A 26,043-nucleotide genomic window follows, 5' to 3' on the forward strand; every position below is an offset into this window, starting at 1 on the left:
AACGCACTTTTTTGAGCCATGGGCACATTATTGAAACCGAAACACACCGATTTGCCTGCACCGCGAATGCCTGACCCTGATCATGCCGACTGCCGCGGCGTGGCCTCCGTGCTGTCCCGCGTCGGCGACAAATGGAGCGTGTTCGTCATCATGATGCTGAGCGACGGCCCCAAGCGCTTCAACGAGCTGAAGCGCATGATCAACGGCATCTCGCAGCGGATGCTGACGCTGACGCTGCGCGGGCTGGAGCGCGACGGCCTCGTCACGCGCACGATCTTCCCGACCATTCCGCCGCGCGTGGATTACGAGCTGACCGATCTCGGCCGCGGACTGCAGGAGCCGGTGAAGGCGCTCGGAGAGTGGGCGATCGAACACCTCGAGCAGATTGCATCGGCACGTATCCGCTTCGACGAGCGCAACGATAGCTAGAGCAGCGACACCAATCCGCCGCCGTGGCGTTCGAGCCGGCCGGCGAGCTCGAGCTCCAGCAGCACAGTACGCACGATCGCGGGCGAGGCGCCGGACATCCGCACAAGATCGTCGATCGAGATTGGCGCGGGGCCGAGCAGGCCGCTGATCTGGTCGCGATCGTGCGTTTGCGGATCGCTCTCGAACGGTTCACTGTCCGGCTCGCTCGCCGGATGCATCAGCGGCCGCTCCATGATCGGCTGGACCGCGTTGATGATGTCGGCGGCTTCGGTGACGAGCGTTGCGCCCTGCTTGATCAGATCGTTGGTGCCGGCGGCGCGCGGATCGAGCGGCGAGCCGGGGACCGCGAACACCTCGCGGCCCTGTTCGGCCGCCATGCGCGCGGTGATCAGCGAGCCCGAGCGGTGCGCCGCCTCCACCACGACCACGCCGAGTGCGGCGCCCGAGATCAGCCGGTTGCGGCGGGGGAAGTCGCGAGCGCGCGGCTCGTGGCCGAGCGGCATCTCGGAGATCGCAGCACCCTCGTGATCGAGGATCGATGCCAGCAGATCACCATGCTCGGGCGGATAGATGCAATCATGGCCGCCGGCGAGCACGGCGATCGTGCCGCCTTCAACGCTCGCGCGGTGCGCGGCCTGGTCGACGCCGCGCGCCAGCCCCGAGATGACGATGAAGCCGGCTTCGCCCAGTTCGCGCGCGAGCTGTCCGGCGAATTTCAGCCCGGCGCCGGAGGCATTGCGCGAGCCGACGATCGCGATCATGGGCCGCATCAAGGTCGCGTTGTCTCCGCGTATCGCGAGCAGCGGCGGCGCATCGTCGAGCGTCGCAAGCCGCGCCGGATAGCCATCCTCTCCGGGCGCGATCCAGGCGATGCCGAATTTGCGGCTCGCGGCGAGTTCGGCCCTCGCCTCATCCGCGCTGCAGATGCGCCCCGACCGAGCCGCGCCGCCGCGGCGCGCCAGATCGGGCAGGCGCTCCAGCGCGGCGCGTGCGGTGCCGAAATGATCGACCAGCGAGCGGAAAGTGCGCGGCCCGACATTGTCGGACCGGATCAGCCGCAGGCGGTCGATCCGCTCAGCCTCTGTCAGCTCCACGCTTGAATTGATGGCGTCCACGGGGTCTCCTTGCAGGGACAGCATGGAACAACCTGAGGGCGTGGGCAACAGCTCCGTGTGCTTGCACGACCTCGTCGCGATGCTAAAAGCGATGCCAATAAGAAGGGTTTTGCCAATGATCTCACTCGCCGACCTCCAGCGCCGCATCGAAGCGGGCGAGCTTTCGCCCGATGCCGCCATCGCTCAATCGCATGCGGCGATCGAGGCCAGGGAGAAGGACGTCCGCGCCTTCGTCCGCCATGACAAGTCCGCGAAAGCGCAGGCCTCTGGCCCGCTGCGTGGCATCGCGGTCGGCATCAAGGATATCATCGACACCGCCGATTTCCCGACCGAGATGGGCTCGGAGATCTATCGCGGCTGGCAGCCGCGCAGCGATGCGCCGGTCGTGATGATGCTGAAGCGGGCAGGGGCCACCATCATAGGCAAGACCACGACGACGGCGTTCGCCTCGCGCGATCCAACCCCGACGCTCAATCCGCACAATGCGGGCCATTCGCCGGGCGGCTCGTCCTCGGGCTCGGCGGCGGCCGTCGGCGCCGGCATGATCCCGCTGGCGCTGGGCACCCAGACCGGCGGCTCGGTGATCCGGCCTGCGGCCTATTGCGGAGCTGCCGCGATCAAGCCGTCGTTCCGGATGCTGCCGACGGTCGGCGTGAAGTGCTATTCGTGGGCGCTTGATACGGTCGGCCTGTTCGGATCGCGTGCGGAAGATCTCGCGCGCGGACTGCTGGCGATGACCGGCCGGACCGAGTTCTCCGGCATCGTTGCGGCCAAATCTCCGCGCATCGGTGTGGTCAGGCAGGAATTCGCTGATGCCGTAGAGCCGGCGGCCGAGGAGGGCTTGCAGGCTGCGATCAAGGCGGCTGAGCGTGCCGGCGCCAGCGTGCAGACCATCGATCTGCCCGAGGCGGTGCGGGAGGCCTGGCGCATCCACCCGATCATCCAGGATTTCGAGGCGCATCGCGCGCTCGCCTGGGAGTTTTCGGAGCATCACGACGAGATCGCGCCGATGCTGCGCGCCAGCCTCGATGCGACGGTCGGGCTGACGCCGAAGGAATATGACGAGGCGCGGCGGATCAGCCGCCGCGGCCGCCGCGAGCTCGGTGAAGTCTTCGAGGGCGTCGATGTGCTGCTTACCTATTCGGCGCCTGGCACCGCGCCGGCCAAGGAGCTCGCCTCGACCGGCTCCCCCCGCTACAACCGGCTCTGGACGCTGATGGGCAATCCTTGCGTCAACGTGCCGGTGCTGAAGGTCGGCGGCTTGCCGATCGGCGTGCAGGTGATCGCGCGCTTCGGCAATGATCCCGGCGCGCTTTCGGCTGCGTGGTTCCTGGAGGACGCGCTGGCGAAATCAGGCTAGCGCCGGTTCGGCGGAAACAGCGCGCAGATCGGATGCGGGCGATGCTGCACCCGCAGTCGCGCCTTGCCCAAGCCAGTGCTCGGCGGCCTCGCGGCCGCTCCGATGCAGCAGCCGGATGAAGCCGCGGCCGGGATCGGTCGATGAGCGCTGCGCCAGGCCGTCGACGAAGTCCTCTGCTGCGACCTTGAAGAGCCGCAGCGAAGGCGCCGCGTGGGACTGAGCCCATTCGATGGCCGCAATCTCAGCCTTGAGGACGGCGTTGGCCGCGATCTGGTCGAGCCTGCGGTCGATCGCGGCGAGTGTGATCGGTACGTAGGTGTCGCGCGCCGGCGTGACCTGGACGAGCAGGACGTCGGAGGTCGTCGTCTCCTGCGCCAGCTTCAGCAGCGGCGGATTGCCGCCAAAGCCGCCGTCCCAATAGGCCTCGCCGTCGATCTCGACGGCGCAATGAAGCAGAGGCGGACAGGTCGAGGCCAGCGCGACATCCGCAGTGACAGCGTCGTTGCGGAAGATCTGCTGCTGGCCGTCGCGGATCCGCGTCGCCGCGATCAGAAGCCTCGGGCAGGCCGCGTCGCGCAAGGCGGCAAAATTGATGTCGCGCGACAGCGCCTGCCGCAGCGGATCGAGATCGAACGGATCGAACTGGCCGGAGCGCAGCGTCGGACCGAACGCGACCGAGCTTCCCGCCGGCGAAAATCCGCCGACCAGCATCAGCGAGCGGAACGAGGCCTCGTGCATCAGCCGGACCCAGAACCGGTTCAGCCTGGCGCGGGCAGCTTCGCGGCCGCCCTCGGCAAGGCCGCAAGCCAGCAGCAGCGCATTGATCGCGCCGGCGCTCGCGCCACTGATGGTGTCGAATGCGATGGATGGCTCTTCGAGCAGCCGCTCCAGCACGCCCCAGGTGAAGGCGGCGAAGGTGCCGCCGCCCTGAAGCGCCAGCGACAGTTTTTGCGGCGGCCATTGCTTTGAGGTCGCGTGAGCGGGCGCAACGGGCGCGGCCGTGGTTACGACCGCGGCAGGCACCGGAGGTTGCGCGACGGGATCAGGCTGCGGCGCGGGCAGCAAAACGCGGGCAGGCTCTGGCGCAGGAGACGGCGAGGGCGCATCGGACCAGATACTGGTCATCGAGAGCAACCGGCTTGCCGCGCTGCGGGCAGCACCCTGCGAGCCAACCTCGTTATTCGCGCCGACAATCTTCTCGCTCATTCTGAGCAACCGCGTAACGCCATTTTCCGCTGTCAGGATGACAGCCATAGAACCCGTTCGCCACTCCGGCCGCGGGTCGGCCGTGAGTTGCGAACAGAATTTGGCACATATGCGGAGGGGGTGCGGCGGTATCCGTACTTTTTCCGGCTCAGGCCTTCTCGCCGATCCGGCCTTCCTTGCCCGATTGCAACCGCTTGATGTTCTCGCGATGCATGTAGAACAGCAGCAGCGTCAGCACCGCGAACAGCGAGGCGAGTGCGGGGTGGCCGAACCACCACAGGAACAGCGGCGTGACGAAAGCTGCCACCAGCGCCGAGAGCGAGGAGTAGCGGGTGGTGAAGGCGGTAGCTAACCAGAGCAGGCAGAACACCACCGCGCCCGGCCAGAACAGTCCGAGCAGGATGCCGATATAGACGGCGACGCCCTTGCCGCCTTTGAACTTCAGCCAGACAGGGAAGAGATGGCCGAGGAAGGCGCCGAGCCCGGCCACCATCGCGGCATTGGGCCCTGCGATGTAGCCGGCGATCACCACCGCCGCCGTGCCCTTGAGCGCGTCGAGCAGCAGGGTGGCCGCGGCAAGGCCCTTGCGTCCCGTGCGCAGCACGTTGGTGGCGCCGATATTGCCGGAGCCGATCGAGCGCAGATCCTGCGTGCCGGCGAGCTTGGTGAGAACCAGCCCGAACGGAATCGAGCCGAGGAGGTAGCCGATGACGAGTGCCACCGGCAGGAATGCTTCAAGCCCCATGGCCGCATCTCCAATGGCTGCATCTCCACGTCGACCCGAGACGCCCCGAATGATCCCGCACGTCAGACATGCTCGTAGACCGTCCGTCCGCTGACAATGGTGCGCACCACGCGGCCTGTAAAGCGGGCCTCGTCGAACGGGGTGTTCTTGCAGGGCGATTTGAGGTCGGCGGGATCGACCACCCAGGGCGTATCGGGGTCGATCACGATCACGTCGGCCGGGCTGCCGGTGCGCAGGGTTCCGCCGGGCAGGCCGAGCAACTCGGCCGGCCGCGTCGACATCGCCCTGATCAGCGTCTTCAGTTCCATCTCGCCATTATGCACGAGGCGCAGGCCCGCGGGCAGCATGGTCTCAAGCCCCACGGCGCCGGGAGCGGCTTCCGCGAACGGCAGGCGCTTGACCTCGACGTCCTGCGGATTGTGGTCGGACATGATGACGTCGACGAGGCCCGAGGCCACGGCGGCGACCAGCGCGCGGCGGTCGTCCTCGGTCCGCAGCGGCGGCGACAGCTTCAGGAACGAACGATAGGGACCAATGTCGTTCTCGTTCAGCGCGAGATGGTTGATCGAGACCGAGGCGCTGACGGCGAGCCCGGCATCGCGGGCGCGCTTGAGGATGTCTAGCGAATCGATGCAGGTCAGCGAGGCCGCGTGGTAGCGGCCGCCGGTCAGTGCGACGAGGCGCATGTCGCGCTCGAGGATCACCGCTTCGGCGGCGTTCGGAATGCCCATCAGGCCGAGCCGGGTCGCGAACTCGCCTTCGTTCATCACGCCTTCGCCGACGAGATCAGGGTCCTCGGTGTGGTGCACGATCAGCGCGTCGAAATCGCGGGCGTAGGTCAGCGCGCGGCGCATCACCTGCGCATCGGTTACGCTTCGATCGCCGTCGCTGAAGGCGACCGCACCGGCGGCCTTCAGGAGACCGAACTCGGTCATCTCCTCGCCGCGCATGCCCTTGGTAAGGGCTGCCATCGGCTGGATGTTCACGATCGCGGTGTCGCGGGCACGCCGCATCACGAAGTCGACGGTCGCCGAATTGTCGATGACGGGCGAAGTGTCGGGCTGGCAGATGATGGTGGTGATGCCACCGGTCGCGGCCGCCTGGCTCGCGGACGCAAAGGTCTCGCGATGGCTGAAGCCGGGCTCCCCGACAAAGGCGCGCATGTCGATCAGGCCGGGCGCCACGATCTTGCCGGAGCAGTTGACGATGTCGGTACCCTCGGGGACGCCGGCAGCGCCAATGCCGCGGCGGGTCTCGCGGATGGTGCCATCGGCGATCAGGACGTCACCGACGCCGTCGAAATCCCGCGAAGGATCGACGACGCGGGCATTGGCGAGCAGGATCGGTCGGCGGTCGGTCAACATCGGCATCACGCGTTCGGCAAGTTGCGGGCGAGCGCTTCCAGTACGGCCATGCGCACGGCGACACCCATCTCCACCTGTTCGCGGATCAGGGACTGCGCACCGTCAGCCACGGCCGAGTCGATCTCCACGCCGCGGTTCATGGGGCCGGGATGCATCACGAGCGCATCCGGCTTGGCGTAACCGAGCTTCTTCTGGTCGAGCCCGAAATAATTGAAATACTCCGAGGACGAGGGCACGAACGAGCCGTTCATGCGCTCGCGCTGGAGCCGCAGCATCATCACGATATCGGCGCCTTCGAGGCCCTCGCGCATGTCGCGTGCGACCTCGACGCCCATCCGTTCGATGCCGGGCGGCAGCAGCGTGGAGGGACCAACGACGCGGACGCGGGCACCCATCGTGTTGAGCAGGATGATGTTGGAGCGGGCAACGCGCGAATGCAGCACGTCGCCGCAGATCGCGACCACGAGCCCCTCGATGCGGCCCTTGTTGCGGCGGATGGTCAGCGCGTCGAGCAGGGCCTGCGTCGGATGCTCATGTGCGCCGTCGCCGGCATTGATCACGGAACCGTCAACCTTGCGGGCCAGCAGTTCCACCGCGCCGGAGGCGTGATGGCGCACCACCATGATGTCCGGATGCATCGCGTTCAGCGTCATCGCGGTGTCGATCAGGGTTTCACCCTTGCGGATCGACGACGAGGACACGGACATGTTCATGACGTCGGCGCCCAGCCGTTTGCCGGCGAGCTCGAACGAGGACTGGGTCCGGGTGGAGGCCTCGAAGAAGAGGTTTACTTGCGTCCGTCCACGCAGGACGGTGCGCTTCTTGTCAACCTGGCGGTTGAGCTCGACATATTCTTCGGACAGGTCGAGGAGGCCGGTGATGTCGGCCGCGGAAAGGCCCTCGATGCCCAGCAAATGCCGGTGGCCGAGGACAAAGGTCGATTTCGATGTCATTAAAAGCAGAGCTATAGGCGTGGATCGCGGGGTGGGCAAGGGCCAAAGGTGAGGAAGTGAGTTATCCCCTGATCTGTCTCCCACTCAGTCATTCCGGGATGGCGCGCAAGCGCCAGACCCGGAATCTCGAGATTCCGGGTTCGGTGCTTCGCATCGCCCCGGAATGACGCCGAGGGATGTGGAGGCATCGTGAAAACAGTTCTTACTGCATTTGTATCAATCGTCTCTATCTCATCCATCCAAGCCCAATCGCTCCCAGGCGGCTTCGTCTATCTGCGTGACATCGATCCGACCATCGTGCAGGACATCCGCTACTTCACATCGAACAATTTCGTCGGCCGTCCGCTCGCCGGCTACGGCGCCGGCGAATGTGTGGTGAAGCGGGAGGTGGGGCTGCGTCTGAAGGCGGTTCAGCAGGAGCTGGCCGCGCAAAATCTGTCGCTGAAGATGTTCGACTGCTACCGGCCGGCGCGGGCCTCGCTCGACATGGTGAAGTGGTCGCAGAACGGCCACGAGACGGCCGCCGAGCGGCGCTACAATCCGAGGATTCCCAAGACGGAGCTGTTCCGCCTCGGCTACATCGCGAGCCGTTCGCAGCATTCGACTGGTGCCGCGCTCGACCTCACACTGGTCGATCTGAAAGCCGACAACTCCGCCAAATATGACCCATCAAGGCCCTATGCCGACTGCACGGCGCCGGTCGAGGCGCGGCCGCCTGAAGGCAGCGTCGACATGGGTACCGGATATGATTGTACCGACGCGAAGGGGCATACCGCAGCACCGTCGATCACGCCGGACCAGCGTACCTGGCGCAAGCGGCTTGTCGCTGCGATGGCCCGGCAAGGCTTTGTGAACTATTCGAAGGAGTGGTGGCATTTTTCGCTGCCTGGGGCGGGCGGGGCGGCCTATGATTTCCCGATCCAGCCGCGGCGGAACTGATTCCGCGCCGAGGAAACAAAATGACCCAGCCCAGCTTCGCGACCCACGAGGTCTTCAACCAGTCGCCGCCGTTCGAGGACGTCGATCTCTTTGCCGTGGATCGGCCGCTGGTCGACGCAGTGAAGGCCAATGGCGGCGCGGCGGCGGAACGGGAGCTGTCGGAGTTCGGCAAGCATTGGGGCTCGGCCGCAATGGCCGATCGCGGGCGCGTGGCGAACGAGAACACGCCGAAGCTCCGCACCTTCGATGCAAAGGGAAATCGCCGCGACCAGGTCGAGTTTCATCCGGCCTATCACGAGCTGATGGCGCACAGCGCGCATGCCGGCGTGCACAATTCGACGTGGACGGCAGATGGAAAGCCTGCGGGCGATGCCGCCGAGGTCATTCGCGCAGCAAAGTTCTACATCGCCTCGCAAGTCGAGACCGGTCATCTCTGTCCGATCACGATGACGCGCGCTTCCGTTGCTGCGCTGGCAATGCAGCCGGATCTGCTCGGCAAAGTGATGCCGGTGCTGTCGACGAGGAGCTACGACCCCAGCTTCGCGCCGTGGTGGGAGAAGCGCGGCATGACGCTCGGCATGGGCATGACCGAGAAGCAGGGCGGGACTGACGTTCGCGCCAACATGACGCGCGCGGCGCGGGACGGGGATGCCTATCGCATCACCGGCCATAAATGGTTCATGTCGGCACCGATGTGCGACGCGTTCCTCGTATTGGCGCAGGCCGACGCGGGGCTGACCTGTTTCTTCATGCCGCGCTTTGCACCAGATGGATCGGTCAACGCCGTCCAGTTCCAGCGCTTGAAGGACAAGCTTGGCAACCGTTCAAACGCGTCCTCGGAAGTCGAGTTCGTCGGCGCCTACGCAGAACGGGTGGGCGAGGAGGGCAAGGGCATCCGCACCATCATCCAGATGGTGCAGCTCACGCGGCAGGATTGCGCGATCGCCTCCGTCGGCCTGATGCGCTCGGGGCTCGCACACGCGCTGCATCATGCGCGTCACCGCAGCGTGTTCCAGAAGCATCTCGCCGATCAGCCCTTGATGCAGGCCGTGCTCTCGGACATGGCGCTGCATGTCGAGGCGAGCACAGCCCTGGTGATGCGGCTCTGCCGCGCCTTCGATCGCACGCCGCACGATGCGGCGGAGGCCGCCTATATGCGGCTGCTCACGCCCGCGATCAAATACTGGACCTGCAAGAGTGCCCCTAGCTTTCTCTACGAGGCGATGGAATGCCTCGGCGGCAATGGCTATGTCGAGGACGGAATCCTGGCGCGCCACTACCGGGAGTCGCCGGTCAACGCGATCTGGGAAGGATCAGGCAACGTCATGTGCCTCGACGTGCTGCGGGCGCTCGCGCGCGAGCCGGAGGCGGCGATGGCGGTGCTGCAATCGCTTGCGGCCGAGACCAAGGGGCTGCCAGGGGCGGGCGAGGCCGTCGCGTCCATCGGCAAGAGCTTCCGCCGTGCAGATGGCGAGCGTGTCGCGCGTCTCGCCGTCGAGAAGCTTGCACTTCTTGCGGCCACTGCCGCGCTCAACGGCGTGTCGCCGCGCAACGCCGAACTGTTCGCCGCCACGCGGCTCGCTGCCAATCACGCCAGCATGTATGGCGCGGTGGAGCTGGAAGGCGGCGAGATGCGCGCGCTGCTGGATCGGACGCTGCCGTGAGCCTCCCCAACGAAAGCCTGTCGATGGACTCGCTCAATCCCGACCACTCACCTCTCACCGTGACGCCCGCGGAGCACGCGCCGCGCATCTGGAAGTTCTGGGGCACGGCGCTGTGGGGCCTCTTCATCTTCGTCGCGATGTTCGTCGGCCAGGTCGGTGCGATCCTGCTGCTGGTGGCGTTGCGTGGGCTCCCGATCGACATGGCCTCGATCCAGCTCGTCGGCCGCGAGCCCCAGGCGCTCGCGCTGTCGGTGATCACAGGCCTGCCGGCGACGCTTGCTGCGGTGTGGCTTGCCATCCGCATCAAGAGGGCCTCCTTCGTCGACTATCTCGCGCTTCACTGGCCGTCCTGGAAGCAGCTCCTGTTCGGCGCGGTGGGCCTCATCGTGCTCGTGGTCTCCTGGGAGGCAATGTCGCGGGGCCTCGGCCGCGAGGCGACGCCGGGCTTCATGACCGATCTGTTGAAGTCGGGCCGCGACAAGGGTGCGGCACTCATGCTGCTGGTCGCCTTCAGCGTGGCAGCGCCGATGTCGGAAGAGGTCCTGGCGCGCGGCTTCCTCTATCGCGGCTGGTCGGCAAGCTTCCTGCGCGTGCCCGGCGCGATCATCCTGTCGTCACTGGTGTGGACGGTCGTGCATCTGCAGTACGACATGTACTTCCTCGCCGAGGTCTTCACCATCGGCCTGTGGTTCGGCTACATGCGCTATCGCGCCAATTCGCTCTGGCTCACGATCGTGCTCCACGCGCTGAACAACATGACCGCGGTGGTCCTGACGATGTGGCTGGGCGCATAGCGGATGCGTCTGCCACTCCGAGCTTTCCGCAGGCCCTGTAGGCGTGCCGCCGCTGGGGGGCCATTTCATATTGACGGTCGACGATACGCCTAGATACTCTGGGTAGAGGAGATTATGTTCATCCTTGAAAAGTTGTTGTGAAAATCCTTTATGGCCGATTTCAAAAACGTTGGCGATCCCATCCTCGGTTCGCAGTCCGCTCGGACGTGGGATTTTTGGGAGACGACGTTAGTTGCCTTGATTGCGTACGGCGCTTTCGTTCTGACGGGCTGGATGGTGTTGAACGTCATTCTGGCCGCGAGCGTCGGACCGAAGGCTTTCGCTCCAGGAGAATTCCAGACGTTGGCGTCACAGGGACGCTGGTATGGAGTTTTCCTAATTTCGGGAGCGCCGCCGGCCATCGCAGTGCTTTGGGTTGCGATCCGGATGGCCGGCAGAGAGTTCGGCGAATACCTCGCTCTGAGTTGGCCAACCGGGGGCGAAATCGTCCGGGCTCTCGCCATCACGACGATCTTTATGTCGATTGAGGGGGTTGTGCTGTCGAAGATGAGCACGGGGGGGAGATGAATCCGACTCCGCGCTTATCGTAGGAGGTGCCGGCGGATTGCTTGTGTGGCTCATTGCCGGCTGTATCGCCGCACCTCTCATGGAAGAGTTTGTGGTTCGCGGCTTCCTATTTCGCGGTTGGTCGGAATCTTTTCTCGGGCCGGTCGGCGCCATCGTCCTTACGTCGGCTGTATGGGCTCTAAATCATACTCAATACGATTGGTTTGGACGCGCAATTATCTTTGCCTTTGGACTTGTTCTTGGGCACCTTCGATGGACCAGCAATTCCACATGGACCCCGGTGGTGGCTCATTCGGCATGCAATGCCGTTATCTTCTTTACGTTGGGGCGCTACGTCTAGCGCTCAGGCCACCAGCGCAATCGTGATCGGCATCGTGATCGCCGCCAGGATCGTCTGCAGCGTGATGATCTGCGCCAAGAGCGGCGCATCGCCGCCCATCTGGCGGGCGAGCACATAGGCGCTGGGCGAGGTCGGCACCGCCGCGCAGATCGCAACGATCGCAAGGCTCTCGCCTGAGAGGCCAAACCAGACGGCGAGCACCAGCGCGAGCACGGGCATCAGCACCAGCTTGAACGCGACGCCGATGGTCGCGCTCACGCTCGGGCGGAGCAGTCCCTTGAGCTGCAGGCCGGCGCCGGTGACGAGCAGGCCGATGGCTAGCGAGGAGCGGCCGAGCGCATCGGCAACCTCGTGCCAGATTCTTGGCAGCGGCAGATGGATGACGTTGATGAAGAGGCCGATCGCGCAGGCCCAGATCAGGGGGTTGCGGATCACGGTCATGACGACGGCGCGGACGGATTGCTTTTCCGGCGCGGCGTAGTGGGCGAGCACGGTGACGCTGAACACATTGACCAGCGGAATGATCGCGACCATCGCCACGGACGCCAGCGCCAGCCCGACGTCGCCGAACATGTTGGCGGAGACGGAGAGCGCGACATAGGTCTGCCAGCGCGTCGCACCCTGGAAGATCGAGGTGAAGGCGGGGCCGTCGATGTTGAGCCGCGACAGGGCCGGGCGGAGCGCGAGGCACAGGACCGACATGGCGAGCGCGGACAGCAGCAGCGCGCCGCCGACGCCGGCGACCGGTACCTTGGACAGGTCCGCCTTCACCAGCGTCTGGATCAGCAGCATCGGAAACAGCACGAAATAGGTCAGCCGCTCCAGCCCGTGCCATTGCGTGTCGAGCCGCATCAGGCTGCGCCTGAGCACGACTCCGAGCACGATGAGGATGAAGACCGGCAGCAGCGCCGCGATCACGACGGTCATGGATCAGTCGGTCCCGGTGCGCAAATTGGCGAGGCGGTCGAGCGCGCCTTGCAGGATGAAGATCGCGGCATGCTCGTCGATGACCTCGGCGCGCTTGGCGCGGCTGACGTCCATGCCGATCAGCTCGCGCTCGACCGCTGCGGTCGAGAGGCGTTCGTCCCACAGGCCGATGGGGAGCCCGGTGAGGCCGGCAAGATTGCGGGCGAAGGCGCGGGTGGATTGCGCGCGCGGCCCCTCGCTGCCGTCCATGTTGATGGGAAGGCCGAGCACGAAGCCGACCACCTTGCGCTCGGCTGCGATCGCGAGCAGCCGGGCCGCGTCCTGCTTGAACGCCTTGCGCTGGATCGTCTCGACGCCTGTCGCAAGCCGACGGTCCGGATCGGACACGGCGACGCCGATGGTCTTGGTGCCGAGATCGAGCCCGACCAGCGCGCCGCGCGCGGGCCAGTGGGTTGCAACATCGACGAGGGGTAGGATAGGAGCCGGCATGGCGTTAGCGCATATCACGCGTCGCGCTGCGGAGTGAACCCTGGACAATGGATGCACTGACACTATTCGGCCTGTTTGCCGTGACCGCCATGCTGGTCTGCTATGCCCTGGAAGATCGCAGCCACTGGTTCGTGCTGCTGTTCGCGGCGTCCTGCGCGCTCGGCTCGGCCTACGGCTTCCTGCAAGGCGCCTGGCCGTTCGGCCTCGTCGAGGCCATCTGGGCCTTCGTTGCGCTGCGGCGATGGCATCTCAGGCCGCAGTGACGGAGAGATCGGGCGAGGGGGCCTGCCGGGCGGCAGGTGGCTCCTCGCCCGGGTATCAGATCAGCGGATCGCGATCGGGTTGATCATTGCCTGCACGCCGCCGGTCCAGCGCGGCTGTCCGAGCACGAACAGGAATTCATAGCCCTTGTCCCGGGCGAGCGCGGCGGTGTCCATGTTCTCGAGGATGTAGGTCCCGTTCATCGCGAGCAGGATCTGGTGCACCTCGAAGACGTTCTTGGACTCGAACGGCAGCACCTCGAGCGCCCAGGTATCGGCGCCGATCGCGACGACGCCCTTGCCGGTGAGGTACTTCGCGCCTTCGACGCCAAGACCGGGCTCGCCGCCCGAGTAGCGCTTGTCGTCCTTGCCGATTAGGCTGAGCCAACCGGTGTGGAAGATGACAACGTCGCCCTGGCGGATCTCGACGCCCTGTTTCTTGGCGACTTCCTCGATCTCCTTGACGTTGAAGGCAGTGCCTTCCTTCACCACGTCGGTGTTGTAGTAGGCGGCCATGTCGAGCAGCACGCCGCGCGTGACGATCGGCGGCACCTTCTCGATGCCGAGCTTCTTCAGGCCGTTGGGGTCGGCGAAATCGGCGAGCTTGTTGCCGTTGTAATAGACATGCTCGACGCCGAGATGGCCGAGGCCGTCGATCTGGCTGCCGATGCCGACCCAGGTATCCAGGATGTCGTCATTGTAAGTGGCCTTGTTGGGTCCGAGACCCGGGCTGCCGGCCTGTCCGGGTTGCACGATGGTGAGCTTGAACGCGCGCGGCGGATAAGCGGGCGTCTGGGGCGTGACGGGAATGCCGAGCGCGTAGGTCTTTCCGGTCTTCACCAGCGACGCCGCCTTCAGCACGAGCTCTGGCGTCATGTAGTTGGCAGCACCGATCTCGTCGTTCGGTCCCCATTTCGATTTGGTCCAGTCCTGGGCGCTTGCAGTTCCTGATATCGCCGACAACGCGGCGACGCAGCACAACACGAGCGTATTGCGCATCATAGTCCTCCCGATGTTTTGGCTTCGTTATGGTTTTGCGCTGGCCAGCGACACATCCTAACGTAGAATAGTCTCGGGCTTCAAAGCTTTTCGACGTGCGGCGCTGCGACAGCTGAACGTGGCATCGAATGTGCGCAGCGTCGATTGGTTCAAAGGCGACAGATTTGTGTCGCGGAATTTCGTGACGTGGAACGTTCAGGCCGCAATGACGTCGTCGTCCTTCTTCAGGCAGGCGGCGAAACCGCTGAGCGCGCTGTATTGATGTCCGGCGCGGCGCTGGATGAAGAGCGTCTCGACACGCGCGTGCGACGGGCTCAGCGTGTGCATCGAGACGCTGCCGATCATCGCACTGCGTTCGACGACAGTACGGGGCAGCAGCGTCACGCCCATATCGGCGGCGACGCAGCCGATCATGCCATCGAGCGTACCGAGCTCGAAGCGTGCGGCTGACGGCCAGCCGTACTCCACAAAAACCTGTTCAAGCCGTTGGCGGTAGGTGCAGCCGGCGCGGAATACCAGCGCGGTCGGGCCCGATGTCGGCGTGCCGGCGCGCAGCTCAGCAAGGGAGCTCCAGCGCCGCGCGCTGACAAGCACGAGCTCCTCACGGAACGCGCCTGTGGCTGTAAGGTCGGCGTGCTCGATCGGCCCTGCGACGAAGGCGCCATCGAGCGTGCCGTCGAGCACGGCGACGACGAGATCGGCGGTCGGCGCGGTGCGCAAGGAAAGGCGCACGGCGGGAAACCGGCGGTGGAAATCGGCAAGCAGCGGCGGCAGCCGCACGGCAGCCGTGGTTTCCATCGAACCGATCGCAAGCGGACCCTTGGGCTCGCCATCGTCGCGGGCGGCGAGCACGGCTTCGCGCGAGAGTGCCGCCATCCGCTGCGCGTAGGGCAGGAGGCGCTTGCCCGCACTCGTCAGCGTCATGCCGCGGCTGTGACGCTCGAACAATGGGATGCCGATCTCGGCCTCCAACGCTTTCACACGCTGGGTCACGTTGGATTGCACCGTGTTGAGTTCCTCGGCCGCCCGGGTGATGCCGCCGGTGCGCGCCACGGCCACAAAAGTTTGGAGATCGCTCAGTTCCATGGCATCGTTTCGCTTTGGAGATGGTAGCGTTCGAAGGAATTCATTTTTCGAGAATGCTAGTCAGACTTAGTCTCGCTGTCGAGACCGGAGGGAGGAGTCATGCCGATAGCGACGTCGCTGACCACGCTGCTGGAGATCAGGCATCCCGTCCTGCTGGCGCCGATGGACGTCGTCGCGGGCAGCCGGCTCGTGGCCGCCGTGAGCCGTGCCGGCGGCTTCGGCATTTTGGGCGGCGGTTACGGAGAGCGCGCATGGCTGGAGCGGGAGACCGCAGGGCTCGCCGGATTGAGCGAGCCGTTCGGCATCGGCTTCATCACCTGGAGCCTCGCCAAACGGCCAGAGCTTCTCGACCTCGCGCTCGCCGCGAGGCCATCCGCGATCATGCTCTCCTTCGGCGATCCCGCGCCGTTCGCACCGAGGATCAGGTCCGCCGGTGCACGTCTGATCTGCCAGGTGCAGGACGAGATGATGGCGCGGGAGGCGCTCGACGCCGGCGCCGACATCCTGATCGCGCAGGGGACGGAGGCGGGCGGTCATGGCGCCTCCCGCACCACCGTCGATCTCATCCCGGAAATCGTCGATCTGGCCGCGGGCCGTGTGCCGGTGGTCGCGGCCGGCGGGATCGCAGACGGGCGCGGGCTCGCCGCCGTGATGATGCTCGGTGCGAGCGGCGTGCTGCTCGGCACGCGCTTCTACGCGAGCCAGGAGGCCGATGGTGCTGACGAGGCCAAGCGGCGTATCTGCGCGGCGAACAGCGGCTCGACCGTGCGCGGCATCATCTTCGATCTCTCGCGCAACAATGTCTGGCCGGCGCCGTTCACGGGAAGGTGCCTGGTCAACGACCACGCCCGGCGTTGGATCGGCCGCGAGGTCGAGCTGATGCAAAATGTGGCCACGGTCGCGGCGGAATATGCTGCGGCGAAGGCGGCCGGCAATTTCGACGTCGCCGCAGTGATCGCGGGCGAGGCGGTCGGCCTGATCCAAGATATTCCGCCCGCCGCAGAGATTGTCGAACGCATAGCGATTGAAGCCGAGCAGCTTCTTGCCGGCCGGCGCAACTCCAGTCCTTCTTTCCCTTCTCCCCTTGTTGTGGGAGAGGGTTTGCAGCGAGCCAACTAGTGAGACCAAACCGATGTGGCCTGACCGTCGACTGATCGATCTCTTCAAGACTGAATTCCCGATCGTGCTGGGGCCGATGGCCGGCGTGATGGATGCGGAGTTGGTCATCGCGGCTGCGCAGGGCGGTGCGCTTGGCTCGTTGCCCTGCGCGATGCTGTCGGTGGAGAAGATCCGCGAGCAGGTCGCCATCATTCGCCAGCGCGTGAAGGCGCCGGTCAATCTGAACTTCTTCTGTCACACGCCGGTTGAGCTTACGGCCGAGGCCGAAGCGCGCTGGAAGCAGCGTCTGGCGGGCTACTATGGAGAGCATCGCCTCGATCTCGCCGCGCCCGTCAACGCCGCCAACCGGGCGCCGTTCGATGCGGCGATGTGCGCGGTCGTCGAAGAATTGAGGCCGGAAGTCGTGAGCTTCCATTTCGGCTTGCCGGAGAAGGCACTGCTCGACCGCGTCAGGGCGGCCAGATGTCTCGTGATCGCCTCAGCGACCACCGTGAAGGAGGCCGTCTGGCTCGACCAGCGCGGCGTCGACGCGGTGATCGCGCAAGGCGCGGAGGCTGGCGGCCATCGCGGCATGTTCCTGACCGACAGGATCGACGAGCAGCCTGGCACCTTCGCGCTCGTCCCGCAGGTCGTCGACGCGGTGAAAGTGCCGGTCATCGCGGCCGGCGGCATCGGCGACGGGCGCGGTATCGCGGCGGCGTTTGTGCTCGGCGCATCCGGCGTCCAGATCGGCAGCGCATATCTGCGCTGTCCGGAGTCCAAGCATACAGCGGCGGGACGTGCCGCGCTCGCGGAGGCGCGGGACGATTCCACTGTCATCACCAATGTGATGACCGGACGGCCCGCGCGAGGGGTACAGAACCGTCTGATGCGCGAGGTCGGCCCGATCTCGCCGGACGCGCCGCCATTTCCTCACGCCGCGACTGCGCTGGCGCCGCTGCGGGCGGCTGCCGAAAAGCAGGGCAAGGTCGATTTCACCAATCTCTGGGCAGGGCAGGCGATCGGCATGGGCCGCGAGCTGCCCGCCGCCGAATTGACGCGGGATCTGGCGAAATCGGCCCTGGCGCGCCTGCGCCAGATGGCTGGGTAGTTCCCGGCCCCGGTTGCGGCGCAAAACCGGCCTCTGCTATACGGCAGGATAGATTTCTGCCGTTTGAGGCCCCATATAATGTCTGTCGACGCCACTACCGTCCGCCGTATCGCGCATCTGGCGCGCATCGCGGTTTCCGAGGACGAAGTTCCGCACTTGCAGGGCGAGCTCAACGCCATGCTCGCCTTTGTCGAGCAGCTCTCGGAGGTCAATGTCGAGGGCGTGGAGCCGATGACCTCGGTCACCCCGATGCAGATGAAGAAGCGGCAGGACTTGGTCAATGACGGCGAGATCGCCGACGATATCGTTGCCAACGCGCCCGCGACCGAAGGTCACTTCTTCCTGGTGCCCAAGGTCGTCGAGTAATTCTTAGGACGTGGTCCGATGTGCCTGCTATGCGACGATGAGAAGGCCTATCAGGCCTACATGAACTATCTCGACAAGATGGAGCGGCAGGGCAAGGCTGCCGATCCCAATGTCGCCGTCAATGCCGTGCTCGACGAGCTCGAAGCCGCCGCGAATGCGGCCGCCAAAAAAGACGACCCGGCCAACGACAAGACCCTGTCTCCGTTCTTCTGCAGCCCGATCAATAAATGACCGATTTGACATCGCTGACGCTCGCCGAGGCCCGCAAGGGTCTCGCGGCCAAGACTTTCACGTCACTCGAGCTGACCGACGCGCATCTAAACGCGATCGAAGCCGCGCGCGTGCTCAACGCCTTCGTGATGGAGACGCCCGACCAGGCGCGCGCGATGGCGCGCGAGGCGGATGTCAAGATCGGGAAGGGCGACGCTGGCCCGCTCGCCGGCATCCCGCTCGGCATCAAGGATCTCTTTGCCACCAAGGGTGTTCGCACCACGGCGTGCTCAAAAATCCTCGGCAATTTCGTGCCGACGTATGAGTCCACCGTCACCTCGCAGCTCTGGCGAGACGGCGCGGTGATGCTCGGCAAACTCAATAATGACGAGTTTGCGATGGGCTCGTCGAACGAGACCTCGTGCTTCGGGCCCGTCGCCAATCCCTGGCGCCGAGACGGCTCCAACACCACGCTGGTGCCGGGTGGCTCGTCCGGCGGCTCGGCCTCGGCCGTGGCGGCGCTGCTCTGCATGGGTGCGACCGCGACCGACACCGGCGGCTCGATCCGCCAGCCGGCGGCGTTCACCGCGACTGTCGGCATCAAGCCGACCTATGGCCGCTGCTCGCGCTGGGGCGTCGTCGCCTTTGCCTCCTCGCTCGACCAGGCTGGTCCCATCGCGCGCAGCGTGCGCGACTCCGCGATGCTGCTGCGTTCGATGGCCGGCCACGACCCGAAGGACACGACGTCGGTCGACATTCCCGTGCCGGATTACGAGGCCGCGATCGGCAAGTCCGTGAAGGGCATGAAGATCGGCATTCCCAAGGAGTATCGTCTCGACGGCATGCCGGCCGAGATCGAGAAGCTCTGGAGCGAGGGCGCGGCGTGGCTGAAGGCGGCCGGCGCCGAGCTCGTCGAGGTGTCGCTGCCGCACACGAAATATGCGCTGCCGGCCTATTACATCGTGGCGCCAGCGGAGGCGTCCTCCAACCTCGCGCGCTATGACGGCGTGCGCTACGGCCTGCGCGAGCAGGGCAAGAACGTCATCGAGCTGTACGAGAACACCCGCGCTGAAGGTTTTGGCGCAGAGGTGCGCCGCCGCGTCATGATCGGCACCTATGTGCTCTCGGCCGGCTATTACGACGCCTATTACCTGCGCGCCCAGAAGGTGCGCACGCTGATCAAGAAGGACTTCGAGGATTGCTTCGCCAAGGGTGTCAGCGCGATCCTCACGCCGGCGACGCCGTCGGCTGCCTTCGGCGTCGGCGAGAAGGGCGGTGCGGACCCGGTCGAGATGTATCTCAATGACATCTTCACGGTTACCGTGAACATGGCGGGCCTGCCCGGCATCGCCGTGCCCGCCGGCAAGGACGCGCAAGGCCTGCCGCTCGGTCTGCAGCTGATCGGCCGTCCCTTCGACGAGGAGACGCTGTTCTCGCTCGGCGAGGTGATCGAGCAGGCGGCCGGCCGCTTCACGCCCGCGAGGTGGTGGTGAATGTGGCGGCGTTCATCGCAAGCCTCGACGGCGCGGCGCCCGCGCCGGAGCTGAATGCGCCGCTCGCCGGTCTCTGGTGGGCAGCCAAGGGCGACTGGGACCAGGCACACAAGATCGTTCAGGACGACAACAGCCGTGAGGCTGCCTGGGTGCACGCCTATCTGCACCGCGTCGAAGGCGATCTCGGCAATGCCGGCTATTGGTACCGCCAGGCCGGCCAACCGACGGCAAAGGATTCATTGAAGGCGGAGTGGGAGCGGATCGCTGCCACGCTGCTCGGGAGCAAGACATGAGCACGGCCACGCACAAGCTTCTCAAAGGCGCCACCGGCGATTGGGAGATGGTCATCGGCATGGAGATCCATGCCCAGGTGACCTCGAACTCAAAGCTGTTCTCGGGCGCGTCCACCACGTTTGGCGGCGAGCCGAACAGCCACGTGTCGCTCGTCGATGCCGCGATGCCGGGCATGCTGCCCGTCATCAACGAGGAATGCGTCAGGCAGGCTGTCCGGACCGGGCTCGGCCTCAACGCAAAAATCAATCTGCGTTCGGTGTTCGACCGCAAGAACTATTTCTATCCGGACTCGCCGCAGGGCTACCAGATCAGCCAGTACAAGTCGCCGGTCGTCGGTGAGGGTGAGGTGCTGGTCGAGCTCGACGGCGGCCGCAGCGTCACCGTCGGCATCGAGCGGCTGCATCTGGAGCAGGACGCGGGCAAGTTGCTGCACGATCAGTCATCGTCGCTGTCGTTTGTCGACCTCAACCGCTGCGGCGTCGCGCTGATGGAGATCGTCTCCAAGCCTGACATCCGCGACGCCGAGCAGGCCAAGGCCTATGTGACCAAGCTGCGCTCGATCCTGCGCTACCTCGGCACCTGCGACGGCGACATGGAGAAGGGAAGCTTGCGTGCCGACGTCAACGTCTCCGTGCGCAAGCCGGACGGGCCGCTTGGCACCCGCTGTGAGATCAAGAACATGAACTCGATCAACTTCATCGGTCAGGCGATCGAGTACGAGGCGCGGCGCCAGATCGAGATCCTCGAGGATGGCGGCGAGATCGACCAGGAGACCCGCCTCTACGACCCCAACAAGGGCGAGACGCGCTCGATGCGGTCGAAGGAAGAGGCGCACGACTATCGCTACTTCCCCGATCCCGACCTGCTGCCGCTCGAATTCTCGCAACAGTTCGTCGACGAGCTGAAGGCGAAGCTGCCCGAGTTGCCGGATCAGAAGAAGACGCGCTTCGTTGCCGACTTCGGCCTGTCGGCCTATGATGCGAGCGTGCTGGTCGCCGAGCGCGAGAGCGCGGTGTTCTACGAGACGGTTCTGGACAAGCTCGCCAGCCGCGCCCGCGATGGCAAGGTGGCGGCGAACTGGGTGATCAACGAGCTGTTCGGTCGTCTCAACAAGGAAGGCCGGGATATCACGGGCTCTCCGGTCAACGCCGAGCAACTTGCGGCGATCATCGACCTGATCGGCGAGGGCACCATCAGCGGCAAGATCGCCAAGGATCTGTTCGAGATCGTCTGGCAGGAGGGCGGCGATCCCCGCGCGCTGGTCGAAAGCCGTGGCATGAAGCAGGTCACCGACCTCTCGGCGATCGAAAAGGTCGTAGACGACATCATCGCGGCCAATCCCGACAAGGCCGCACAGGTCAAGGACAAGCCGCAGTCGCTCGGCTGGTTCGTCGGCCAGGTCATGAAGGCATCCGGCGGCAAGGCAAACCCGCAGAGCGTCAACGACCTGCTCAAGTCCAAGCTCGGCATCTGACATCACCCGTTCGAACGAGGTGACGGACACACTCCGTCACCTCGTTTTCGGTTCGCGATGCGACGCTCACGCGCACCATCGGCGGCAAACTTCATCCCGATCGAGTGCGATGCGGCGACCGAATCGCCGTCTCGCGATTCGCGCAAAACGGCGGCTTGCGCACGCTCCGACGAGCGCCCGCGCCGTTAAGCATGAAAATATTTTCGTTGCCAAAATCTGCGACTCAGAGTCCGCGAAACGCCTTCGCGAGGTGATTGCGTGATCGCCGACGCGCATCATCGCATCGATCGCGCGTAATGCATGAGTGCAGGAAAATACTTGCTGCATAGCGTTTTCCTGCAACCGCATCTGTTGCAAGCATCGACGATGCGGGCGCTCTCTGCGATCGCAGGCACACGCCACGAAGCGCGCTTGCGTCGCGCTCGCCAAGCGCACGCGCGTCGCTGCGTCAACACTTCTTTAAGCGAGACGCTGTTTTTTTTCGTCGTGTTGGTGTATTCGGGATGAAGTGCATTCGATCCCCGAGTGCACGCAGCGATTAAAGCCATCTCACACATCGGAGGGCAACATGGCCAAGAAAGCGAAGAAGGCGAAGGCGAAGAAGGCGAAGAGCGCAGTGAAGAAGACTGCGAAGAAGACCCGCAAGGTCGCGAAGAAGAAGAAGTAACTTCGCTTCTGAAGTTGCCGGCTCCTAAGTAGCCGGCACGTCATCAGCGCCCCTCAAAAGGTTCTGGTCGACGATAGAGGGTGTCGGCGAGACATCAGGTCAACGGCCGGATCGTTCTCTTCGCGGGTTCGCTCGCCAAGATCAGGTCCGGCAGAAGAAACGAGATTTCTTCGTTCGTTGCGGGTCCGGTTCTCCGGTTCTGCAATTTCACGAGTGGCCTCGCGGTCAAAGTGAAATCTGGTCCTGACGTGTTCGCCGACGCCCTCGTTCTCCTGAGGCCGGGGTATTGCCGGCATTCCTTTCCAGACATTGTTGATCTGACCGCGACGTGGCCGCGCTGCCTTATGGGGCAGGCGAGGGCGACGACGTCGTCGTTGCGCGACGCCCTCGCGCGTTTCCCATTCGCGGTGTCATCGACCGGCATCGACCGGGCGGTCCGGTACGCCGCAGCTTCTTGATGACGACTGCTGTCTCCAAAATGCAGCGCGCCCATTTGCTGCCTTCGCCAGAGTTTCGGCATCCCGGGACCGCAGGCCTTGGTGGCTCCGTGGCGAAGCCTTGGCGAACCCGGTTCGCGGTTGACGACGAGCGCCGGGGAGGGCGCCGCCGCACGCCGTCACCGCGCGCGATGGTTATCGTTTTCCGAAGATCGCGACGGTAAACCAAATCTGGCGAATCGCAGAAGTGCCCGTCAATCGGGGGCTTTTTGAATTTTCCGCACGCGTGGCGCGCGGCTCCGTTTACGTCTGCTTCATCGCGATACTTAAACTGCCATTCAAATTTGCCCGCCATCATCGTCTCCAACAAGCCGGCAAACGGCATGGGGATGAGTTGAACAGCGCATGATCCCGGAAAAGTGGTTTTCCGGTTTTCCGGGAAGGATCACGCGCAAATCAGAGTTGGACGGGAGCCGCGCTCGGGGAAATGAGGCGGCATAAGAAAAGGGGATGCGCTATGTTTCAGGGGACTTTCGATCTGGAGACGGCAACGCCGATCGACGCGAGCGCGTTGTCGGACGTGCTGTTCGAGCGCGGGATCTATTGGGCGAGCGGTCGCTCCGGCATCGTCGATCTCATCGCTGCGCACAAATGGTTCAATCTCGCCGCGCTGAAGGGCCGCAAGGACGCCGTGGCGCTGCGCCAGGAAGTCGCCGGGCAGATGTCGGACATCGAGATCTCGGCTGCACAGCGCGAGGCGAGGGCGTGGGTCGCCGCTCACTGAGCGGAGAACCGCACCCGGCCCCGTGTTTTCACGGACGGGCCTGTTTGCGCTGAATCAAGCTTGTTGTCGTACCGCCGCCTAGATTCGCGCGGCATGAGCGACCCCGACGAGAATGGCCCGGGAACGGGTCAATGGTTGCCGATTCAGATCGCACCCGATGATTGCGACCTGGAACTCGGACGGCCGCACAAGACGGGCATCCTCCCCTGGAATTTTCCCTGCCGGCGCAGGTCCGGCGTCTGGTTCAACGTTTGGGCCGGCGAGCCAGTGCTGATTTCGCCTTCATATTGGCGGATCTGGCGGTCCGGCCGCTAGATAAGAGCACACAAATATATAGAGAGCGCGCGAAATCGGGCGCCTCTCGTGCGGCGCAGATCCGTCCGCCGGGCTTGCTCGGCTGTTCGACGATCGCTTTCAGGTGAAAGATCGCGCCGATCTTAATTCTGCCGCTTGCGGCACGCCGCCGGGTCGGGCATACCCCGCATATTGGAGACGTGGCCGAGTGGCTGAAGGCGGCGGTTTGCTAAACCGTTATAGGCTTGTAAAGGCCTATCGAGGGTTCGAATCCCTCCGTCTCCGCCAGCCGAGCTGGCCCTGATCTCCCATATCCCGCGCCATTCTTGTAAAGCCGCCATTCTTATAAAGCCGTGGCGAATCCTGGCCTCGCCTATCGCGGGTCCGGCAGGCGCTGCTGTCTCGCCCTCTCATAACCGGTGGGAGAGCGGCCTTTGCACGACCACTCGAGTCTCGTCCGATTCTACGATTCGAGCGCGTCAGAGCGGCAACATCAGCGTGCTCCACGCGCAGTGCCCCAAATGAGGAATTTTGACGGCAAATGGAAACGTTTCAAAAACTTAAGTAAAAACAATATGTTGCAGGGTGGCTTTGATCACATCTGCGTGTTATTTGTGCAACACCCGCCGGAAAACACGCTTCGTGGGCCCGTTTCGCAGCGTTCTGTTGTTGTGTGTGCAAGGACGTTCGGTAATTGTGACTGAGCGACGGAGGGGGGCATCCCGAGGTCGTCCCGTTTTAGGTGGTTCGCTTAAGTCCACCTTCGCTACGAGGATGCGTTGATTTCCAACGCCTTTTTCGCGGGTAGTTCAAACGGCTTTGTACGATGAATTGTACGGGGCTACAACTTGGAGGTTTAACATGAAGTTCAAGGGCCTTTTGCTCGGTTCTGCGGCAGCTCTGCTGGCCGTTGGCGGAGCACAAGCGGCTGACCTTCCCGTAAAGGCCAAAGCGGTCGAATACGTGAGGATCTGCTCGCTGTACGGTGCGGGTTTCTACTACATCCCCGGCACGGACACCTGCATCAAGCTGGGTGGTTATCTGCGCGCTGAAATCGCGGTCAACGCTACCGATTTCAACGGTAACTTCAGCAGTGTTAACGGCTCTGCGAACCGCCTGACAAACTACTACGTCACTCGTGCCCGTGAAGACCTCAACATCGACACGCGCACCGCGACCGAGTACGGCGTGGTTCGTACCTTCGCCGATCTGGTGTTCTCGTGGACAACGGATAACTACACGGGCAACGGTGCCGGCAACGGCTCCACGATCTACTCGCAGCTCGGCGGTACGGGCGTTAGCGCTCCGAACAATGCCAACGCAGGCGCAATCGCTGGCGGTACGCTCGGCGTGTACTACGCCTTCATCCAGTTCGCCGGCTTCACGATGGGTAAGGCTGTTGCCCAGTTCGACGCGCCCTGGCAGAACTATCCCGGCAACAACTTCGACGGTCTGACTGGTGGCGGCGGCACGGTCACTGGTGTCAACCAGTTCACCTACACCGCTGACTTCGGTCAAGGCATCACTGCCGCGATTTCGGCCGTTGACCCGACCGCCTACTATCAGAGCAACCTGTACAACACCAGCGTTGGCTTTAACGTCGCGGCTTTTGGCTCGGGTGGCTATGGCGCCAACGCCTTCGGCGGCACGCGCGCGCCTGACATCCAGGGTATGGTCCGTATCGACCAGGCCTGGGGCTTGTTCCAGTTCTCGGCGGCGGCGCATAACAACCACGTCGCGTACTTCTCGGGGACGGGAATTAACACCGGAACGGAAGTGGCTGGCCATCCTGGCGACAAGTGGGGCTGGGCTGTTGGGGCGGCACTGTCGATCAAGAACATCCCGACTGGTGCGGGTGACGTGATCAACGTGCAGGCGGTCTACACCGACGGCGCAACCCGCTACAACTTCCAGAGCTTGGCTGCGCAGAACTATGCCATGTTCGGCGGTACCGGCTTGGCGGGTGCCTATCAGAGCATTGGCCTTGCTGGTGCGGCTGACGCCGTGTACGCCAACGGAACCGGCCTCTCCACGGTTACGAGCTGGGGTATGCGCGGCGCCTACACCCACAACTGGGATCCGTACTGGAACACCGCAATCTACGGTTCGTACGCTCAGCTGAAGTACGGCAACGGCGGTGCGGCTCTCATTTGCGGTGCTATCGCCAGCTTGGGTGCAGCCACCGCGGGTATCACCTCTTGCAACCCGGACTTCAACATCGGCACGATCGGTTTGATCACCCGCTGGACGCCGGTGAAGAACCTGACCTTCTCGGCGGACGTGGCTTACACTATGCTCGACCAGAAGTACGCTGGCACCTTTACGACGAACGTCATTGCGCCGCTCGTGGCAAAGCCGGCCGCCACGTACGAGTTGAAGGATCAGAACACGGTCAGCTTGCTGCTCCGCGCTCAGCGCAACTGGTAAGTTCGGTCTAACGACCTGACAGGGAGCCCCGGCGGGAAACCGCCGGGGCTTTTTGTTGTGTGCCGAGTATGAGCGACAGCTTGGAGGTGGAAGTCCTCTATCCAGCCTGATGGCGGTGAAGGATTAGCGAAGCGCAAGGGCGTCATCGCGA

General features: G+C 64.5%; 26 protein-coding genes and 1 tRNA gene. 18 read left to right on the forward strand and 9 right to left on the reverse strand.

The annotated features are described in order from the left end of the window. The first annotated feature begins 18 nt into the window (after positions 1-18). Complete coding sequence (locus AC629_RS25390; RefSeq protein WP_084807663.1) at positions 19-429, forward strand: winged helix-turn-helix transcriptional regulator; 411 nt, start codon at positions 19-21, stop codon at positions 427-429. Here the strand turns inward: AC629_RS25390 and dprA are convergent. After that, positions 426-1,568: a DNA-processing protein DprA gene (dprA, locus tag AC629_RS25395; protein WP_084807664.1), complete on the reverse strand. Its 1,143-nt coding sequence runs from the start codon at positions 1,566-1,568 to the stop codon at positions 426-428. The two genes, AC629_RS25390 and dprA, sit on opposite strands and share 4 nt — an antisense overlap. A 91-nt stretch (positions 1,569-1,659) precedes the next feature. Between dprA and AC629_RS25400 the strand changes: the two genes are divergently transcribed. Continuing rightward, the gene (locus AC629_RS25400; protein WP_084807665.1) at positions 1,660-2,904 is read left to right on the forward strand and encodes an amidase; all 1,245 of its coding nucleotides are present in this window, start codon (positions 1,660-1,662) and stop codon (positions 2,902-2,904) included. Here the strand turns inward: AC629_RS25400 and AC629_RS25405 are convergent. From AC629_RS25405 to AC629_RS25420, 4 genes are all read right to left on the reverse strand, one after another. Then, the gene (locus AC629_RS25405; RefSeq protein ID WP_084807666.1) at positions 2,896-4,110 is read right to left on the reverse strand and encodes a patatin-like phospholipase family protein; all 1,215 of its coding nucleotides are present in this window, start codon (positions 4,108-4,110) and stop codon (positions 2,896-2,898) included. The genes AC629_RS25400 and AC629_RS25405 overlap by 9 nt on opposite strands. A 148-nt stretch (positions 4,111-4,258) precedes the next feature. Further along, positions 4,259-4,855: a glycerol-3-phosphate 1-O-acyltransferase PlsY gene (gene plsY / locus AC629_RS25410; protein WP_084807667.1), complete on the reverse strand. Its 597-nt coding sequence runs from the start codon at positions 4,853-4,855 to the stop codon at positions 4,259-4,261. 62 nt (positions 4,856-4,917) lie between these two features. Next, positions 4,918-6,225 carry a dihydroorotase gene (locus tag AC629_RS25415; RefSeq protein ID WP_143199429.1) on the reverse strand — a complete coding sequence of 436 codons (1,308 nt, stop codon included), beginning with the start codon at positions 6,223-6,225 and terminating at the stop codon, positions 4,918-4,920. Beyond that, entirely contained in the window at positions 6,225-7,172 is a 948-nt protein-coding gene (locus AC629_RS25420; protein ID WP_084807668.1) for an aspartate carbamoyltransferase catalytic subunit, read from the reverse strand. The genes AC629_RS25415 and AC629_RS25420 overlap by 1 nt, the downstream gene beginning before the upstream one ends. 189 nt (positions 7,173-7,361) lie before the next feature. Between AC629_RS25420 and AC629_RS25425 the strand changes: the two genes are divergently transcribed. The 5 genes from AC629_RS25425 (at position 7,362) to AC629_RS50705 (ending at position 11,476) form a co-directional block, all read left to right on the forward strand. Further along, positions 7,362-8,111 (forward strand): M15 family metallopeptidase, encoded by a 750-nt coding sequence (locus AC629_RS25425; RefSeq protein WP_084807669.1) that lies wholly within the window; start codon positions 7,362-7,364, stop codon positions 8,109-8,111. Positions 8,112-8,131: 20 nt separating this feature from the next. Next, a complete protein-coding gene (locus AC629_RS25430) occupies positions 8,132-9,775 on the forward strand; it encodes an acyl-CoA dehydrogenase family protein (RefSeq protein ID WP_084807670.1) in 1,644 nt (547 codons plus the stop codon). Positions 9,776-9,798: 23 nt separating this feature from the next. Continuing rightward, positions 9,799-10,569 carry a CPBP family intramembrane glutamic endopeptidase gene (locus AC629_RS25435; protein ID WP_084807689.1) on the forward strand — a complete coding sequence of 257 codons (771 nt, stop codon included), beginning with the start codon at positions 9,799-9,801 and terminating at the stop codon, positions 10,567-10,569. Between the two features lie 150 nt (positions 10,570-10,719). Next, positions 10,720-11,136, forward strand: coding sequence for a hypothetical protein (locus AC629_RS25440; protein ID WP_084807671.1), 417 nt, complete (start codon positions 10,720-10,722; stop codon positions 11,134-11,136). A gap of 43 nt (positions 11,137-11,179) precedes the next feature. Next, the gene (locus tag AC629_RS50705) at positions 11,180-11,476 is read left to right on the forward strand and encodes a CPBP family intramembrane glutamic endopeptidase (protein WP_502693056.1); all 297 of its coding nucleotides are present in this window, start codon (positions 11,180-11,182) and stop codon (positions 11,474-11,476) included. 3 nt (positions 11,477-11,479) lie between these two features. Here the strand turns inward: AC629_RS50705 and AC629_RS25450 are convergent, their stop codons facing one another. Both AC629_RS25450 and ruvX read right to left on the reverse strand, forming a co-directional pair. Next, positions 11,480-12,403 (reverse strand): AEC family transporter, encoded by a 924-nt coding sequence (locus tag AC629_RS25450; RefSeq protein WP_084807673.1) that lies wholly within the window; start codon positions 12,401-12,403, stop codon positions 11,480-11,482. Between the two features lie 3 nt (positions 12,404-12,406). Next, positions 12,407-12,892, reverse strand: a complete 486-nt coding sequence (gene ruvX, locus AC629_RS25455; protein ID WP_084807674.1) for a Holliday junction resolvase RuvX — start codon at positions 12,890-12,892, stop codon at positions 12,407-12,409. A gap of 47 nt (positions 12,893-12,939) precedes the next feature. On the opposite strand from ruvX, the gene AC629_RS25460 reads away from it, so the two are divergent. After that, complete coding sequence (locus AC629_RS25460; protein WP_074119608.1) at positions 12,940-13,155, forward strand: hypothetical protein; 216 nt, start codon at positions 12,940-12,942, stop codon at positions 13,153-13,155. 60 nt (positions 13,156-13,215) lie between these two features. Here AC629_RS25460 and AC629_RS25465 read toward each other — a convergent pair whose 3' ends face one another. Together AC629_RS25465 and AC629_RS25470 are read right to left on the reverse strand one after the other, a co-directional pair. After that, a complete protein-coding gene (locus tag AC629_RS25465) occupies positions 13,216-14,151 on the reverse strand; it encodes a cyclase family protein (protein ID WP_084807690.1) in 936 nt (311 codons plus the stop codon). 195 nt (positions 14,152-14,346) lie between these two features. Next, positions 14,347-15,237, reverse strand: a complete 891-nt coding sequence (locus AC629_RS25470; protein ID WP_084807675.1) for a LysR family transcriptional regulator — start codon at positions 15,235-15,237, stop codon at positions 14,347-14,349. Positions 15,238-15,336: 99 nt separating this feature from the next. On the opposite strand from AC629_RS25470, the gene AC629_RS25475 reads away from it, so the two are divergent. The 10 genes from AC629_RS25475 to AC629_RS25530 all read left to right on the forward strand — a co-directional run bounded on the left by AC629_RS25475 (position 15,337) and on the right by AC629_RS25530 (position 25,892). Next, the gene (locus AC629_RS25475) at positions 15,337-16,356 is read left to right on the forward strand and encodes an NAD(P)H-dependent flavin oxidoreductase (RefSeq protein WP_084807676.1); all 1,020 of its coding nucleotides are present in this window, start codon (positions 15,337-15,339) and stop codon (positions 16,354-16,356) included. A gap of 13 nt (positions 16,357-16,369) precedes the next feature. Continuing rightward, positions 16,370-17,446 carry an NAD(P)H-dependent flavin oxidoreductase gene (locus AC629_RS25480; protein WP_084807677.1) on the forward strand — a complete coding sequence of 359 codons (1,077 nt, stop codon included), beginning with the start codon at positions 16,370-16,372 and terminating at the stop codon, positions 17,444-17,446. A 78-nt stretch (positions 17,447-17,524) separates the two neighbouring features. Then, positions 17,525-17,812, forward strand: coding sequence for an Asp-tRNA(Asn)/Glu-tRNA(Gln) amidotransferase subunit GatC (gene gatC / locus AC629_RS25485; RefSeq protein WP_084807678.1), 288 nt, complete (start codon positions 17,525-17,527; stop codon positions 17,810-17,812). An 18-nt stretch (positions 17,813-17,830) separates the two neighbouring features. Beyond that, a complete protein-coding gene (locus tag AC629_RS25490; protein WP_008548392.1) occupies positions 17,831-18,043 on the forward strand; it encodes a hypothetical protein in 213 nt (70 codons plus the stop codon). Continuing rightward, a complete protein-coding gene (gatA, locus tag AC629_RS25495; RefSeq protein WP_084807679.1) occupies positions 18,040-19,515 on the forward strand; it encodes an Asp-tRNA(Asn)/Glu-tRNA(Gln) amidotransferase subunit GatA in 1,476 nt (491 codons plus the stop codon). Before AC629_RS25490 ends, gatA begins: the two co-directional genes overlap by 4 nt. Continuing rightward, positions 19,506-19,808 (forward strand): hypothetical protein, encoded by a 303-nt coding sequence (locus AC629_RS25500; protein WP_143199431.1) that lies wholly within the window; start codon positions 19,506-19,508, stop codon positions 19,806-19,808. The genes gatA and AC629_RS25500 overlap by 10 nt, the downstream gene beginning before the upstream one ends. After that, positions 19,805-21,283, forward strand: a complete 1,479-nt coding sequence (gene gatB / locus AC629_RS25505) for an Asp-tRNA(Asn)/Glu-tRNA(Gln) amidotransferase subunit GatB (protein WP_084807680.1) — start codon at positions 19,805-19,807, stop codon at positions 21,281-21,283. The genes AC629_RS25500 and gatB overlap by 4 nt, the downstream gene beginning before the upstream one ends. A 1,621-nt stretch (positions 21,284-22,904) precedes the next feature. Next, positions 22,905-23,171 carry a hypothetical protein gene (locus AC629_RS25515; RefSeq protein ID WP_084807682.1) on the forward strand — a complete coding sequence of 89 codons (267 nt, stop codon included), beginning with the start codon at positions 22,905-22,907 and terminating at the stop codon, positions 23,169-23,171. Between the two features lie 488 nt (positions 23,172-23,659). Continuing rightward, a tRNA-Ser gene (locus AC629_RS25525) sits at positions 23,660-23,753 on the forward strand. A gap of 573 nt (positions 23,754-24,326) precedes the next feature. Continuing rightward, positions 24,327-25,892, forward strand: coding sequence for a porin (locus AC629_RS25530; RefSeq protein ID WP_084807684.1), 1,566 nt, complete (start codon positions 24,327-24,329; stop codon positions 25,890-25,892). Positions 25,893-26,043: the final 151 nt, after the last annotated feature.

The sequence above is a fragment of the Bradyrhizobium sp. NAS80.1 genome (genome assembly GCF_001908205.1).
GTDB lineage: Bacteria > Pseudomonadota > Alphaproteobacteria > Rhizobiales > Xanthobacteraceae > Bradyrhizobium.